Below are 15,339 nucleotides of genomic sequence, written 5' to 3'. Positions count from 1 at the left end.
GTCGGGCCTCGCCGCTCAGGGCTGGTTCGGGTCCGTGCCGATGCCCTTGAACGGGTTGAAGGTGTACGTCGTGGAGAACTGCGACGCCGGGCTGAAGTACCAGGCCGCGAGCTTCGCCGGATCATTCGCGATTTCGCCTCGGAGGATGGGGCCGTCGTTCTGGTCATCCCAGCCCCAGGGCGAGTTGGCGGAGTTCGAGCCGCAGTTGCCCGCGACGAGTCCGCAGCCGCCGCTGGTGTCTCCCCGGAACGTCCCGTACGAGGAGAACAGCGTGGTGAGTTCCCGCCTCGGCCAGAGCCCCTCCGCGCCGTAGATGTCCACGAGCTTGTAGCGCACGTCGGCGTCCGTGGCGGACGAGGGCTGCTCGGCGAGCGAGAGGGACGGGAAGTACTTCACGCCGTCACCGACGATGTCGTACGCGGGCCACGCCTTGAGGCCATGGCCCTTGGCCTCCTGCGCGGTGATGGGGTGGAGCTGTCCCTCGAATGAGGCCAGCGACAGCGTGCCGTCGAGCGACTCCGAGCCCGAGCCGAGCGGGCTGCCCGAGGGCACGAAGGAGAAGAAGTCCTTGTGCGCCACCGTCACCGCGCCGACGAGCGCGCCGTACTCGCTGCCATCGCGCTGGATGACGAGCAGCACGCCCTCGCCGTCGTTCTCGTGCTCGGTGTCGAAGATGCTGTCGGACCAGTCTCGCGGGTGGAAGAACGTGTAGAGCAGGTACCAGTGCGTGCTCGTCTCCACCACGGACTGATACGCATGCGCGGAGAGCACGCGCGAGCCGGTGTTGTCCCAGTTGTTCGTCCCGCTCCAGTCCCCGTCGAAGTCCACGCGGGTGAGGAAGTCGGACTTGCCGCTGAGCGAGTGCGAGCCCGTCACGTCCACGTCCTGGTAGTGGATGGGTGCCCACCGCTTCGTCAGGGCCGCGCGCGCCGCCGTGGAGCCCACGCCATCGAGCAGCGCCCGCCGCGCCTCTCCGAACGGGTCGTCTTCCGAAGAGCCCTCACCGCAGCCGGGCAGCAACGCGAAGGTCAACGCGACGACAGTGAGGACGAGGACATCGGAAACACGACGGAGGAGCGACGTCATGCGGGCCTGCCTTTCGGGAGGCGGACACTCCATGTCATCCAGGATGGGTTGTGAAGACTGTCTATCGTGAAGAGCGCGTTAAGCCCGAGTGACCTGGTGATTCCAGGGGGAGGTCCGTCGGGATGCGCATGAGTTCTTGGTGGGTGGTGCCGTCGATGTTGGGGCTGTCGTCGTTCGCTGGGGCGCAGGTGCCCCAGGCAGGGGTGTCCTCGTTACCCCTGGAGCGGCGGGCGAAGTCGTATGTCGATGAGGTGAGCTATTTTCAGACGGAGGCGGAGTTCCAGGCGTGGTTCGAGCTCCGCGCTCACCTGAGGCAGAACTTCGACGACATCTGTGGCGACACGTTCTGTGAGGGGGACTACGCGAACATCGAGTCCATCGTGTTTCGCTGTTCGGTGGAGACGCGGACGGGTGTCATCGGGCAGTGCCTCTGGGTGTTCGGTGGGAGCGCCGAGAACATCGATTCGCGCACGGGAGTCATCTCCACGCAGACGCGGACGTGGGCCTGCAGAAGTCCGCTGGCGCGGGGAACGACGATGGCGAAGCTGCTGACGGCGCTCGCGGGGCCGGAGCCGCTCTACGCGACGTTGCCGGGGACGAGCACGACGCTCTACGACGGCCTGGTGGACTGCCTTTAGGTCGCGCTAGCGAAGCTCGACGAGGCGCACTCGCTTGTAGATGCGCTTGTCCAGGGGCAGGCGGGTGTCGATGAAGCCGAGCGCCTCGTCGAACTCGAAGGTGAAGGTGGGGATGGGCGGGCTGATGGAGATGATCAGCTCGAACTCCCAGAGGCTGACGATGCGCTCGCGGCTCCCCACGGCTTCGGCGGGCGGCGGTGGGAGTTTCTCCGCGGCGGAGCGCACGTCCTTCACCGCCTCCTGGTCCACTTGAGGCTGGTGACTGGGCTCCACGAGCAAGACGTCGAGCAGGCGTCCCTGGCGGTCCTGGACGACGCGGATGAGGGCTCGGCGCGTGGAGCGGAAGCCTTCGCGCATCTTCTCGCGCAGCTCGCTGCGCATGCGCAGGGCTGGGTCTCCCACCGTGCTGGTCGGGCGGCGCTTGTCGTCCACGGGCTGGTTGTTCGCGACGAACGCGCCCGAGGAACCGTAGTTGGCGGCGCGCTCGCTCCAGGCGCGGCCATAGGCGCGACTGCGCTCCATGCCCATGTCGAAGTAGCCCTGGAGGCCGTGCTCCTTCACGGAGCGGTCCGCGTCCCACAAGGCGACCAGCTTCTTGCCGAGCTGGCTGAAGTAGGGATGCACGAGCCCTCGGTCCACCTTGCCGCGCCCCACGCTCTCCGAGACGAGGTCCTCCACGAGCGCCTGGGGCGTGGGGGATTTGCGTGCGTCCCGGATTCCCACGTCGGGCGCGGCCGTGGTGTCGCTCAGTCGCATCGGCGCCGCCTGGGTCCGAGCCGCCAGGAGCAGTCGCGAGCCGGAGGACTCCGAGAGCCGCGTGGAGTCCGCGGTCCGCGCCATGCTCTCCGGTGCGAGCGCGAAATCCGTGAGGGCGGTGGAAGAGGGCGCCGCCCGCGGAACATCGTTGGCGAGGAGCGGATTGGCGCGGGGGCTGTCGCTCACGGAGCCACGTGGCGCGTGTTCCCTCGCCAGGTCCATGGGCGGCGATGTATCGGCGAGTGCGTCGCTCGGCACGCGGGGCTCGCGTTCCGGTGCCTGCTGCGCGGCGGCGGACGTGTCGGTTCGCGGGCTGCTCCGCTCATTCTCTCGAGCGAAATCAGCGGGGGATGTATCGGTCCGCGGGCTGCTCGGCTCACTCTCTTGTGCACGCTCGGCGGTGGCGGCCGTATCGGCCAGTGGTGTGGTCGAGGCGTGGGGCGTGCTCTGTCGTGCTCGTTCCGTGGCGGCGGACATCTCTGTCGCCGAGTGGCTCGGTGGAGGAGGCCCGCTCTCTTCGGCTCGCGGCGTGGAGTCGGGCGCATGGGGAAGCGTCTTGTCTCCACGTGGGCGCTCAGTGAGCGCCTGCTTGTGCGCGCTCGACGCATTCGGGGGACGTGCCTCGCTCTCCTGTGCCGGGTTCGCCACGGCCGACGAGGTCACCTCCACCTCCACCCATTCCAGCTCGGCGGGGCGGGGGAGGGCTGCCGGTGGCCGCGTGGCTGGAGGCATTCCGTCGACGGCCAGCCACAGCAGCCCGTGCACGGCCACACTGGCCGCGAGCGCGGGGAGCAGGCGTCGGGAGGGGGCCGGCGACATGGACTCTGCTTTTAATCGAGTCGACACCGCACGCCCGGGAAAGCGAGCCAGAAGGGTAGGAAACCCATCATGGCGCGCGTAGTCTCAAGAAACACCGGAGGAAGGCACCCAGGATGGCGACCTCGCTGCTCGCGACGGATGGCTACAAGTTCAGCATGGCGGAGGCCGGCTGGCCGTTGCGCCGGGAGACGTTCTATTACTCACACCGCAAGGGCGGTCTCCAGGTCATGCCCCTGGACCTGGCCGCCTACGTGCGCTCGCTCCTCCCCGAGCCGAAGCCCGAGGACTACGACTTTCTCGCGCGCTACGACTACGAGATGGGCGTGGGCTTCAAGGCCGCCATCCTCCGCAAGGAGAAGCTCTCCATCCGCGCCATTCCGCGCGGCACGCTCTTCTTCCCACGCGAGCCCATCCTCACCCTCACCGGCCCCTCCGCCCTGGTCTCCTGGGTGGAGCCGCTGCTGCTCCAGCTCAACTTCCGCATCCAGGTCGCCACCCAGGCCCTGATGGACCGGGACGTGCTGGCCCGCGCGCTCGCCCGCGTCACCTGCGAGGAGCAGAAGACCATCGCCCTGGAGACGCTCGACGCGGTGGGCGTCAAGCCCGTGCCCATCACCGTGGACTCGGACGGGTATGCCCAGCGCGTGCGCGCCACCGTCCAGGAACTCGTCGACGTGGTGGAGGACCCCGCGCGCATCTTCGAGGTGGGCCTGCGCGCGGCGACCTGTCTGGGGCAGCACGACATCGCCCTGCGCGCCTGCAAGGACGTGGGCGTGACGCGCACCAGCAACGTGGAGGGCGCGCGCTCGCTGGGGATGATGCCGGTGGGCACCATGGGGCATGAGCACATCCAGCGCTACGGCTCGGATGATGCCGCGTTCCGCGCCATGCGCGAGCGCCGCCCCCAGCGCTCCAGCTACCTGCTGGACACCTTCGACACGCTCACCTCGGGCATCCCCGCCGCCTTCCAGCTCATCCGCGAGGACCCGGGCTCCGGCGACTCCATCCGCTTCGACTCCGGCAACAAGAAGCTCCAGTACCTCTACGCCGTGACGCGCGCGCGCGACATGGGCATCAAGCCCGTCAACATCCTCGAGGATGGCCTGGACGCGGAGGCCACTCGCGAGTTCGAGGAGCTGCGGCGACAGGTGGGCTGGGATCCGAGCGCGCAGTTCTACGGCTACGGCGGGCACATCGTCGCGCGCACCATGGACTGCCCCTTCACGCGCGACAGGGTGGCCGCCATCTACAAGCTGTCGCAGACGGGCCCCCAGCCGGTGATGAAGTTCGGCAACGAGCTGGCCGAGGGCAAGCAGAGCATCCCCGGCACTCCCGTCCTCTTCCGCCGTCGGCATGGCTCCGGCCCCATTGGCCTCGTGGGCCAGGAAGGCGAGCCGGTGCCGGAGGGCTACTTCCCGCTCATGGAGGCCGAGCCGGAGAAGCCGTCCCTGGTGGGCGCGCTGGAGGCGAGCGCGGAGCCCGCGAAGATTGCCCAGACTCCCGCCACGAAGGCGCTCGTCGAGGAGCTGACGCGGCGTCACTTCCCCAAGGGCCGCTGATACAGGCCCACCCCTGGAGGACCGCATGTCGCTGCCCATCCCCCGCTTCCACGAGGACGCTCGCTCGGGTCAGCTCTACCTGGAGCGCACCGCCGAGGTCGCCGACGAGGCCCGCCGCTATGTCGCCGAGCACGGCGTGCGCCCCGCGCGCGAGGACCGGGTGCGCATCGCCGCCTTCGGTATCGACGTGCAAGTGGCCTTCTGCACCCCCGGCGCCAGCCTCTTCGTCCCCGGCGCCGTCGAGGACACCCAGCGCACGCTGCGCTGGCTCTACTCGCACCTCAACCGGGTGACGGAGCTGGTGTTCTCGCTCGACACCCATCGCATCTTTCAAATCTTCCATCCCGCCTGGTGGAAGGACGCGGAGGGACGGCACCCCGCGCCGATGACGCAGGTGTCCGCGGCGGATGTCCGCTCCGGCCGCTGGCGGGCCTCGCGCTTTCCGGAAGAGAGCCTGGAGTACTGCGAGCGCCTGGAGGCGCAGGCGCGCTACGTGCTCACCATCTGGCCGTACCATGCGCTGCTCGGGGGCCTGAGCCACGCGCTGGTGCCGGCGTTCTACGAGGCGAGCGTGTTCCACGCCCTGGCGCGGGACACGGCCACCCACTTCGAGCTGAAGGGCGAGCACCCGCTCACGGAGAACTACTCCGTGCTCATGCCCGAGGTGACGGAGGTGAAGGGGCAGCGTGTGGGCGAATTCAATACGCGCCTCTTCGAGCGGCTGATGACGTTTGATCGCCTCTACGTCTTCGGTCAGGCCAAGTCGCACTGCGTCCTGTCCACGCTGAGGGACCTCCGGGAGCACATCGAGCGGACGGACCGCTCGAAGATGGGGCGGGTCCACATCCTGGTGGACGCGATGAGCCCGGTGCCCGCGCCGCCGCTGGAGCCGCTTCCGCCCTCGCTGGACTTCCCACGACTGGCGGACGAGGCCATCGAGGAGCTGCGGCGGGCGGGGATGCGGGTGGTGCGCACCACGGAGCCGCTGGACGTTTGAGCCGGACTTCCGGCGTGGGGCGTGCGCCGGGATTCACTCGGTGTGGTAGAATTCCGCCTCCGTCCCCGGCCTGCCGTTGATGGCTTGCCGCTGGTGAAGGGGGAGTCATGTCACGACAGAGCTCACCGGCGTTCTCGCTGAAGGTCGGCCCCCATGGCCCGGACGGGTTGGGCGTGTCGGGTGTCTCCGGCTCCGAGGGCCTCAGCCGGCTGTACGACTTCCGTGTGGACTTCTTCACGGTGGACGCCGAGCCGCTCGAAGTGGCGGAGCTCGTGGGACAGGACGCCCTGGTGACGTTCTCCGTGCGGGATTTCGCCGCCCGGCACGTTCACGGCTGGGTGCGCGAGGTGGAAGCCCTGGGGATGAAGACGGGGCGCAGGCGTTACCGGGCGCACGTGGTGCCGCGGTTGTGGCGACTGACGCAGGCCCACAAGAGCCGCATCTTCCAGGAGAAGACCGTCCCGGACATCCTCAAGGCGGTGCTGAAGGAGAACGGCATCGAGGTGCGCGCGGCCCTGTCCGCCGCCTACGCGCCGCGCGAGTACTGCGTGCAGTACCGCGAGACGGACTTCGCCTTCCTCAGTCGGCTGATGGAGTGGGAGGGCATCTTCTACTTCTTCGAGCACGCCGAGGACGGGCACACGCTGGTGCTGGGCGACAAGCCGAGCGCGCACGCGCCGCTGCCGCAGGGCAAGGCACTGCCCCTGCGTCCCAGCCTGGGCAAGGCGGTGGTGGAGGAGGAGTACCTCTCCGCGTTGGAAGTGGTGCACCGGCTGCGTCCGGGCGCCGTGCACCTGAAGGACTACGACTTCGAGAAGCCCGCGCTGGATGTCTCCGGAAAGACGGAGGCCGCGGAGGGCGTGACGGCGCTGGAGCTCTACGACTATCCCGCAGGCTACGTGACACCGGGCGTGGGCAAGTCCACGTCGAGCGTGCGCGTGGAGGAGGCCACGGTGGGAGGCCGGACGCTCGCGGGTGACAGCGTGGCGCCTCGGCTGACGCCGGGGTTCCTGCTGGAGGTGGAGCTGTCCGAGGAGGACGTCTTCGCGGGCGAGTACCTGGTCACCGACGTGGTGCACTCGGGCCTGCAGCCGGACGTCTCCGGGGGCAGCGAGTCGCTCCAGGGGCTCTATCGCAACCAGTTCCAGCTCCTGCCCAAGGCGGTGCCCTTCCGGCCGCGCCGCAAGACGCCGCCGCCGCGCATCGCGGGCCTGCAGACGGCCACGGTGGTGGGGCCCTCCGGCGAGGAGATCCACACCGACGCGCATGGCCGCGTGAAGGTCCAGTTCCACTGGGACCGCGAGGGCAAGAGGGACGAGAAGGCCTCCTGCTGGGTGCGCGTGGGCCAGCCGTGGGGCGGTCCGGCCTGGGGCGACGTGTGGCTGCCGCGCATCGGTCAGGAGGTGGTGGTGCGCTTCCTGGAAGGCGACCCGGACCGACCGCTGGTGGCGGGCGCCGTCTACAACGGCTCCAACATGGCGCCGTACCCGCTGCCGGACGAGAAGACGAAGAGCACTCGCAAGAGCGCGTCGAGCCCGGGCAGCGACGGCTTCAACGAGGTGCGCGTCGAGGATTCGACGGGCGCGGAGGAGATCTTCACCCACGCGCAGAAGGACGAAGACCTGCTCACGGAGAACAACAAGGACCAGCAGGTCGGTGGGTACGAGTCGCTGCTGGTGAAGAAGGACCGCAAGCGCACGGTGGAGGGGTTCCAGTCGTTGCTGGTGAAGAAGCACGACGTGGCGGTGGTGGAGGGCAACCAGTCGCTGCTGGTGGAGAAGGACCGCGAGAGCACCACGCTCGGGAGCCACGACGAGGCGGTCGACGGCAACCAGGTGATGTCGGTGGGCGGCAACCTCTTCGTGGATGTCTCCAAGGCCTCCTCGGAGATGGTGGGCGCGGCGAAGGCCACCACGATTGGCGGGGCGCTGGCGGTGTCCGTCGCGCTGGCCTTGAACGAGGCGACCGGGGGTGTGAAGTCGCTTCAGGTCGGTGGCGCGCACTTCGAGAACGTCATCGGTCACCGCAGCGAGACGGTGGCGGAGAAGACGGAGCGGAAGGTCGGCACCGACTGGAAGACCGAGGTGAAGGGCGGCGCCACGGTGACTGTGGGCAGGGACCTGAAGGAAGAGGTGAAGGGCCTGTTCCAGATTGCCGTCAAGGAGGAGACGACCTTGATGGCCAAGACGTACTCGCTCAAGTCCGACAAGCTCTCCGTCATCGTCAACGGGAACCTGGCGTTGCAGGTGGAGAAGTCCGGCAACGTGAAGCTCTACGCCAAGACGCTCACGCTGGATGGCTCCGAGGTGAAGTTCAAGGGCGCCAAGGTGAAGATGGAGGCGGCGGGTTCGGCGAAGAGCGAGTCCATCAGCCTCAAGGAGATTGGAAAGCTGCCGCCGGCCGAGTCGGGCTCGATGAAAATCAAGATGAAGAGCCGGAGCGGCGGGTCCGTGGAGGGGCGCGAGTTCGAGCTCAAGCTGCCGGATGGCAGTGTCCGCAAGGGCACGCTGGACGGGCAGGGCGGCGCGAAGCTCGACAAGCTGCCGGAAGGTGAGTCCGTGCTGTCGTTCCCGAAACCGCAGGGCTGATTCGCTGGAAGGACCCAACTCGCAATGAGCACACGGCACAAGGTCAAGCAGGGGGAGTGGCTCTCGAAGATTGCTCGGCAGTATGGGTTCGCCAAGTGGCAGGAACTCTGGGACCACCCGGACAACGCGCCCCTGCGCGCGAAGCGGACGAATCCGTTCTGTCTCCAGGTGGATGACGAGGTGGTCATCCCGGAGCTGCCGGGACTCAAGGTCTCCGCGGGCTCCAGCTACAGCTTGCAGGGCGGAGACCCGCCGGACCGCATCCGGCTGGGCATGCGACGGGCGAACGCGCCGCTGGGGCTCAAGCGCTACGAGCTGAAGCTGGGCGAGAAGCTGCTGAAGGGGACGCTCACCTTCCAGGGGCTCCTGGACCAGCCTCTGCCACCGGAAGCGACGGAGGCCACGCTCAAGGTCTGGACCTCCGAGGAGCCCGAGCTGTCGTGTGAGTGGCAGTTGAAGCTGGGCCACCTGGACCCGCTGGACGCGCTCAGCGGCGTGCAGGCGCGACTGGCGAACCTGGGTTGGTACAACGGCCCTATCAACAACGAGCTGACGGAGGACACCCGCACGGCGCTGGCCAGCTTCCAGTTGGCGCTGCTCCTGACTCCCACGGGTGAGCTGAGCAAGGAGACGCTCGAGAGCCTCGCGGACCGGCACGAGCAGAACGGAGGCACGGAGGTCCTGCCGCCGTCCTTCGGGTCGGATGATGACGAGGAGGAAGTCGAGGAGGGTGGAGGCTCACCAGGTGGTGAGTCGTCGGCGGGAGCGGGAGCACCTCCGCCTCCTGCGACGGGTTCGGCGAGTGCGAGTCCGCAGGGTGGTGGTTCGAGCACGGGTGGCTCGGCGAGCGGCACGGGCACGGGTGGCTCGGCGAGCGGCACGGGTGGCTCGGGCACGACGACGGGCGCGACCGCGCAGAGCGGTACTGGCACGGGTGGCTCGGGCACGACGACCGCCGCGACGGGGCAGACTGGCGGAGGGACCGCGACGGGCGGCGCGGCGACGGGTGGCACGGCTGCCGCCGCCACCGCGCAGCAGAGCGCCACGGCCGTGGACACGCACCGCTACGGTGGCTTCGTCCTCCAGCGAAGGGACCGCGACGACCAGCACCGCTGGGGTGGCGCGGTACAGCCTGTCGCCCAGGGCAACAACGGCGCTCCCACCCTGGTCGCTCCCGGTACTGGCACCGTGGGCAACGCCCTCACCGCGCCCACGCACGTGCTCCGTCTCCAGCGTGACCTGCGCGAGCTGGGCTTCCTCATCGGCGGCACTCCGGACGGCGCCTTCGGATTGGGCACCGACTGGGCCGTGCGCGAGTTCCAGATCTACTCGAAGATGGAGAACGTCGCGCAGGAGGACACCGCCAACACGAGCACCAACTACGTGGAGCGGCTGTCCCAGGTGGCCAACACCCAGATCTACCAGGGCGCGGTCAGCGGCATCGTCAACGACGACACCGAGCAGCGCATCCGTCACTGGCTCACCAATCGTTGGCGCTGCCCCGTCATCGTCCGGGCGATGAACGTGGCGAACGGCAACCCCACCACGGTCTTCCAGGACAACCTCTGGCGGCACGACGACTGCGCCAACACGGCGCCGCGCATCTACGTGCGCGACTTCACCGGCTACTACACGCTGCCCACCGGCCGGAACGAGGACGACCTGCGCGTGCTGGGCACGTACACCACCTATCCCAGCTACGGCGGGCCGGTGAGCATGCCCACCCGACACACGTGGGCGACCTCGGAGTTGCTGCCGTCCAACCTGGTGGGCGTCGCCAACTACAACTCGATGACGGCCTCCCAGCGCTCCACCTACAAAGTGGTCCGCGCCGCCGCCGAGCAGGAGAACCTGGGGTACTTCGACTCGCTCAACGCCTACGACAACGCCTTCATCTCACTGGGGCCGTGTCACTGGACGCTGGGCATCCTCTTCGCCGGCAGCGCCGAGCCCTCCGAGGGCGAGCTGTGCGGCTTCCTCGCCTACCTGCGCTCCAGCAACCAGGCCGCCTTCGAGGAGGCCATCGAGTTCTTCGGCCTGCGCATCGACGAGGACTGGGACGCGGGGGCCGGCAACGGCGCCACGCTCTACAGCAGCAGTGGCAAGAAGTACTCGGGTTGGCCCGCGCAGCAGCGCGACGACGCGACATGGGCGCGGATGGACGAGACGGAATCGGCGGGCAACTACTACAAAACGTATCACTGGTACTACCGCTTCCAGATGGCGGGACGGACCATCGAGGGATTCCAGCGCGCCATGTGGAACGCGGCCCGCATCCGCCTGCGAGACATCCGCGACACGCCCTGGGGCACGGGTGTGGCCAACGTGGGCACCGGCGCCAACGCGCGTGCTCCGACCGTCGGCGACGTGGCGACGTCCGAGAAGCTCATGGGCATCCTGCTGCGCTGGCACATCTTCCGTCCCGGCCATGTCGCGGCGCAGAACTCCGCGGGGCAGCGGCTGCGCAATGCCTTCACGGCCGCGAAGCAGGCGAACCCCACGCTCAATTGGACCCAGGCCCCCAACCTCTGGACAAACGCGCACGAGACGGCGCTCATCACCCACATTCTCGCGGAAGCCTCCAGCGTGAATGACTCGGTGGACAACGTGGCGAACTGGCCGGGCTGGCTGGGGGGCACGGTGCAGACGACGAACCCGCGCAACTACCAGCTCGCGCTGCCCGCGGGCACCACGCTGTTGTCGACGCGCAACTCGTTCAACTTCGACGTGCCTTGAGTCGCCGGGAGGCGGAGTCGCCCGTCAGGGCTTCTCCGTCTCCGTGGATGCGTCCTGGTAGGTGTCGCCCTGGAAGCGCATCGTCACGCGCTTCGTCGTGGGCGCATCGAGTGTGCCGCCCTTTTCCCGGTGCACCACGTCGCGCCAGCCCTGGGTGCGGGTGTCGAGCGGCTTGAGCTCCAGCGTGTACTCGGGGCCCCAGACGGGGGCGTAGCGGTCTCCGCTGCAGTGGACGTAGAGGGCCTGCACGGTGGCGCCATCGCTCCCGGCGTCCGTGGGGTAGACGACGTAGAGGTCCTGCTGGCCACGGCCGTCCAGGTCCACTTCCGCTGCGCGCAGGGCCTTTCCATGGCCAGGGTCCGGCTCCACCTGAAGGGCAGGGCGCGTGCCCTTGCCCACCGTGGTGATGCGGAAGGTCTCATCGCGTGCGCAGGGACCCGATGCGGACGCCGTGGGAGCGGGGCTGCCCGCGCCGGGAGCTGTCGCGGGCGGTGTCGTGGACGCGGGGCTTGGGTTGCCTCCCGTGCCCTGTGCCGTCGTGGCCCCCGTGCTTGGGTTGCCTCCCGCGCCCGGAGCCGTCGTGTTGCCAGTGCTCGCGTTGCCTTTCGTGCCAGTGGCCGGCGTGACCCCGGAGTTCGAGCTTCCGCCCGTGCCCTGCGCCGTCGTGGAGGGGGATGCACTCGTGCCTGGCGCATGGCCCGTGCCGCCAGTTCCCTGACCCATCACCGGAGAATCCGCACGGGAGGGCGGAGGGGCTTCACCACTTCGAGCCTGGGACGAGGGGGACGCCGAGGCGGTGCGGAGCGACCCCTCGGTGCAGGCGGACGCAAGGCATGCTGCGGTAGCGGCGAGCAGGACGTGGCGCATGGCCGTGAAGTGTACCGCTCCCTCCCGTGCGTGTGCAGGCGCGCGCGCCCCATCCCCTTGCCGAGCGCCTCGCGGGCAAGCCCTCCCGCGCCACAGGACAGGTCTCCTTGTGCGGCGGCCTACATCCCGGGCGAGGCCGAGACTGTCAGCGACCGGACTTGAGCCGCGCCACCGTCCACCGCGCCACGGCTTCACGGAGCACGTCCGCCGCCGAGGCCCCCGGACGCGCCTGGGCGCTCAGGTCCACCACCGTGTGGAACAAGTCCAACTCCAGTCCCTCATCGCGCTGCACCGAGCCTGCGAACAGCTCCACCGGCGTGCCGTGCTCTCGCGCCAGTCGCGCCAGCCCACCAGGCCCCTTGCCCAGGGACGTCTGCCGGTCGAAGCGGCCCTCGCCCGTGAGCACCACCTCCGCGAGCAACACGCGCCGCTCCAGTCCCAGAGCGCGCGAAACCAGCTCATACCCGGGCACCAGTCGCGCACCCGCGAGCGCCGTCAGTCCGAACCCGAAGCCGCCCGCGGCACCCGCACCGGGCCAGCCCGCCGCCGTGTCGCCCACCACGCGCGCGAAGTGCGCCAGCGCCGCTTCCAGCGCCTCGACCACCTCCGCGTCCGCGCCCTTCTGCGGACTGAACAGGTGCGCGGCGCCATCTGCCCCGAGCAGCGGCGACGTGACATCCGTGGCACCCATCAGCTCCACCTGTCCGAGCCGGGGATGACGCTCCGTCGCCTCCACCCGAGCCAGCGCCGCCAGCGCGCCTCCACCCGGCGGCAGCGGGTTGCCGTGCACGTCCAGGAAGCGATAGCCCAATGCCGTCAACGCGCCCGTGCCGCCGTCTGTCGTGGCGCTGCCACCCAGGCCGACGATGAGCCGCTCGCAGCCCGCGTCCAGCGCGGCGCGCATCAGCTCGCCCGTGCCATACGTGGAGGCCCGTCGCGCGTTGCTCGGAGTGGGCTCCATCCGCGTCAGCCCGGACGCCGCCGCCATCTCCACCACCGCGGTGCGGCCATCCTCCAGCAAGGCCCAGTGGGCCTCCACCTGCTGACCCAACGGACCATGCACATGGCACACGCGGCGCTCGCCCCGCGTGCCCGACAGCAGCGCGTCCACCGTGCCAGGTCCACCGTCGGCGAGCGGGGCGACATCCAGCACCACCTCGGGCGAGATTTCCCGCACGCCCTTGGCCATGGCCTCGGCGGCTTCCGCGGCCGTGAGGGTGCCCTTGAACTCCTGAGGTGCCACGAGCCAGCGAGGAGAAATCACGGCAGCGACTCCCGACTTTTCATCGGGTGGCTTCGATGACCTGTCGCTCCCTGCATCCGACTTCTCCGCAAGCCCACGCCTCCGCATCCGATTGACGCTGCAATCATTGCCCCGTCAGCGGACGAGTTCACCCTGATACATGCTCCCCTGTTATCAAAACTCCCGAATTGCAACGTTGCCTTGACTCCAAGAGCCGGATTCATCGCAGACCGGGTGCGGGCGCGGTACAGACAGACCCGTCAGGGTGTCTGTCGCGACGCCGCCGAGGCGATTGCCTCCGCGTGCCATTCGAGCAGGGGACGCGGCGCTTTCAGCGTGGCATCCCGGCTCTGGGACACGCGCTCCAGGCGCTCGAGCAGCACGCCCACGGTCTCCGCGGGTTGGCGTGCGGGGCCGCGAATGCGCTCGCAGAAGAACGTGCGGCAGCCGAACGGACGGTCCGCGTACACGGTGCAGCGCTTGCCCGCCGCATCCAGGTAGGGGCACCCGCCGTCCGCGCGGGGTGGGGGCAGGGGACGGCCCTTCGTCAGGAGTTCCCACTCGGGCAGCCACAGCCAGGGCTGGCGGCCCGTCGTGGCCAGCTGGCAGCACTCGCCGCTGGCGGAACACGAGAAGGGGACGTAGGCGGCGTCCGCTTGACGGTAGATGGTGCGCACTTCCTTCAGTGCGCGCTCCTTCTCGCGAGTGCCCCCTGGCGCGCGCGAGTCCTCGTCTTCATCCCAGTCCCGGGTCCGCATGGTCAGCGCCGTTGTCTCATGCCACCGGAGCGCGGGTCGATGCGGGGGGCCTCACAGGGCGCGCAGCACGTAACACTTCAGGTAGCGGGTTTCCCGCAGGTTGAGCAGCACGGGGTGGTCCTTGCCGGCGCCACGTCGCTCGATGATCTGCATGCGGCGGCGCGCATCCGCGGCGGCGGAGGCGAGCATGTCCTCGAACGCCTGCTCGTCCACGTGGTACGTGCAGCTCGCGGTGATGAGGATGCCGCCGGGCCGCAACAGCTGCATGGCGCGGAGGTTGATTTCCTTGTAGCCGCGCACCGCGGCGGCGATGGCGTCCTTGTTCTTCGCGAAGGACGGCGGGTCCAGGACGATGGTGTCGAACTTGCGACCCTCGTCCACGGCGTCGCGCAGGAAGTCGAAGGCGTTGGCCACCACGACGTTCAGGTTGGAGAGCTTGTTGGCGGCGGCGTTGTCGCGCAGTTGGGCGGCCGCCAGCTCCGAAATCTCCACCGCCGTGACGCTCTGGGCGCGCGTGGCGAGCTGGAGGGCGAAGCCTCCCACATACGAGAAGCAGTCCAGCGCCTCGCCATGGGCGTACTGCGCGGCGACGACGTGGTTCTCCCGCTGGTCCAGGAACGCGCCCGTCTTCTGGCCCTCGAGCAGGTCCGCGCGCACGCGCACCAGGCCCTCGTCGAAGGAGACGGGGCCGGGCGCCTCGCCGCGCAGCATGCCCTTCTCCGGCGTCAGGCCCTCCAGGTGGCGCACGCTCACGTCCGAGCGGTTGACGATGCCCTTCGGCTGGAACTGCTCCTGCAGCAGGTCCGCGATGAGCGCCTTGCGCTGCTCCACGGCGGGCACCAGGAACTGGACGCTGAGGTAGTCGCCGTAGCGGTCCACCACGAGGCCCGGAATCCCGTCCGCCTCGCCGTGCATCAGCCGGTACGTCGTCTCGCCCGGGAGCGCGCGGGTGCGCAGGGCCTGCGCGGCCAGCAGGCGCTGACGGAAGAAGTCGTCGTCCACGGCCACGTCGTCGAAGCTGAGCCAGCGCAGCGAAATCTTCGACTGGCGCGAATAGAACGCCTTGCCGATGAACCAGCCGCGCCCGTCCACCACGCGCACCACCTCGCCGCCGACGAGGCCCGGGTCACCGTTGAGGTCCGCGCGATAAATCCACGGGTGCCCCGCCTGCCAGCGGTCCACGCCCCGGCGCACCAGGGAGACCTGGGGCAGCCCGTCCGGGCCAATCTCGGGGGAAGTCCGGTCCGGGGCGACCTTTTCGGGACGGTGGTGGGGGCGGCCACGGCCCGAAC

General features: G+C 69.2%; 11 protein-coding genes. 5 read left to right on the top strand and 6 right to left on the bottom strand.

Translation table 11 applies throughout. The features are described from left to right. Positions 1-15: 15 nt before the first annotated feature. The gene (locus HR086_RS14290; protein WP_174465908.1) at positions 16-1,086 is read right to left on the bottom strand and encodes a hypothetical protein; all 1,071 of its coding nucleotides are present in this window, start codon (positions 1,084-1,086) and stop codon (positions 16-18) included. 122 nt (positions 1,087-1,208) lie between these two features. On the opposite strand from HR086_RS14290, the gene HR086_RS14285 reads away from it, so the two are divergent. Next, positions 1,209-1,724, top strand: a complete 516-nt coding sequence (locus HR086_RS14285) for a hypothetical protein (RefSeq protein WP_174453154.1) — start codon at positions 1,209-1,211, stop codon at positions 1,722-1,724. A 6-nt stretch (positions 1,725-1,730) separates the two neighbouring features. Here HR086_RS14285 and HR086_RS14280 read toward each other — a convergent pair whose 3' ends face one another. Then, on the bottom strand, positions 1,731-2,666 hold the full coding sequence (locus tag HR086_RS14280) for a TonB C-terminal domain-containing protein (RefSeq protein WP_371745485.1): 936 nt from the start codon (positions 2,664-2,666) through the stop codon (positions 1,731-1,733). A gap of 746 nt (positions 2,667-3,412) precedes the next feature. Between HR086_RS14280 and HR086_RS14275 the strand changes: the two genes are divergently transcribed. From HR086_RS14275 to HR086_RS14260, 4 genes are all read left to right on the top strand, one after another. After that, the gene (locus HR086_RS14275) at positions 3,413-4,858 is read left to right on the top strand and encodes a nicotinate phosphoribosyltransferase (protein ID WP_141645492.1); all 1,446 of its coding nucleotides are present in this window, start codon (positions 3,413-3,415) and stop codon (positions 4,856-4,858) included. A gap of 25 nt (positions 4,859-4,883) precedes the next feature. Next, on the top strand, positions 4,884-5,855 hold the full coding sequence (locus tag HR086_RS14270; protein ID WP_174465907.1) for a nicotinamidase: 972 nt from the start codon (positions 4,884-4,886) through the stop codon (positions 5,853-5,855). A gap of 107 nt (positions 5,856-5,962) precedes the next feature. Then, positions 5,963-8,443 carry a type VI secretion system tip protein VgrG gene (gene tssI, locus HR086_RS14265; protein ID WP_174465906.1) on the top strand — a complete coding sequence of 827 codons (2,481 nt, stop codon included), beginning with the start codon at positions 5,963-5,965 and terminating at the stop codon, positions 8,441-8,443. A 24-nt stretch (positions 8,444-8,467) separates the two neighbouring features. Next, positions 8,468-11,179, top strand: coding sequence for a peptidoglycan-binding protein (locus HR086_RS14260; RefSeq protein ID WP_174465905.1), 2,712 nt, complete (start codon positions 8,468-8,470; stop codon positions 11,177-11,179). Between the two features lie 24 nt (positions 11,180-11,203). On the opposite strand, the gene HR086_RS14255 is transcribed toward HR086_RS14260, so the two are convergent. The 4 genes from HR086_RS14255 to HR086_RS14240 form a co-directional block, all read right to left on the bottom strand. After that, a complete protein-coding gene (locus tag HR086_RS14255; protein WP_174465904.1) occupies positions 11,204-11,902 on the bottom strand; it encodes a hypothetical protein in 699 nt (232 codons plus the stop codon). 289 nt (positions 11,903-12,191) lie between these two features. Further along, positions 12,192-13,310, bottom strand: a complete 1,119-nt coding sequence (locus tag HR086_RS14250) for a glycerate kinase (RefSeq protein ID WP_141645487.1) — start codon at positions 13,308-13,310, stop codon at positions 12,192-12,194. Between the two features lie 239 nt (positions 13,311-13,549). Then, the gene (locus HR086_RS14245; protein ID WP_141645486.1) at positions 13,550-14,047 is read right to left on the bottom strand and encodes a YkgJ family cysteine cluster protein; all 498 of its coding nucleotides are present in this window, start codon (positions 14,045-14,047) and stop codon (positions 13,550-13,552) included. Positions 14,048-14,098: 51 nt separating this feature from the next. After that, positions 14,099-15,339: class I SAM-dependent rRNA methyltransferase (locus HR086_RS14240; protein ID WP_254626327.1), on the bottom strand; the 1,241-nt coding region annotated here is incomplete at its 5' end.

The organism is Myxococcus sp. CA039A (genome assembly GCF_013336645.1).
Classification (GTDB): domain Bacteria; phylum Myxococcota; class Myxococcia; order Myxococcales; family Myxococcaceae; genus Myxococcus; species Myxococcus llanfairpwllgwyngyllgogerychwyrndrobwllllantysiliogogogochensis.
Note: the sequence above shows the minus strand (reverse complement) of the source record. Positions and strands in the feature narration are given on the sequence as shown.

Coding starts and splice junctions, on each gene's coding strand:
- HR086_RS14290 (WP_174465908.1), bottom strand. CDS start 1,086: ATGACGTCGCTCCTCCGTCGTGTTTCCGATGTCCTCGTCCTCACTGTC.
- HR086_RS14285 (WP_174453154.1), top strand. CDS start 1,209: ATGCGCATGAGTTCTTGGTGGGTGGTGCCGTCGATGTTGGGGCTGTCG.
- HR086_RS14275 (WP_141645492.1), top strand. CDS start 3,413: ATGGCGACCTCGCTGCTCGCGACGGATGGCTACAAGTTCAGCATGGCG.
- HR086_RS14270 (WP_174465907.1), top strand. CDS start 4,884: ATGTCGCTGCCCATCCCCCGCTTCCACGAGGACGCTCGCTCGGGTCAG.
- tssI (WP_174465906.1), top strand. CDS start 5,963: ATGTCACGACAGAGCTCACCGGCGTTCTCGCTGAAGGTCGGCCCCCAT.
- HR086_RS14260 (WP_174465905.1), top strand. CDS start 8,468: ATGAGCACACGGCACAAGGTCAAGCAGGGGGAGTGGCTCTCGAAGATT.
- HR086_RS14255 (WP_174465904.1), bottom strand. CDS start 11,902: ATGGGTCAGGGAACTGGCGGCACGGGCCATGCGCCAGGCACGAGTGCA.
- HR086_RS14245 (WP_141645486.1), bottom strand. CDS start 14,047: ATGCGGACCCGGGACTGGGATGAAGACGAGGACTCGCGCGCGCCAGGG.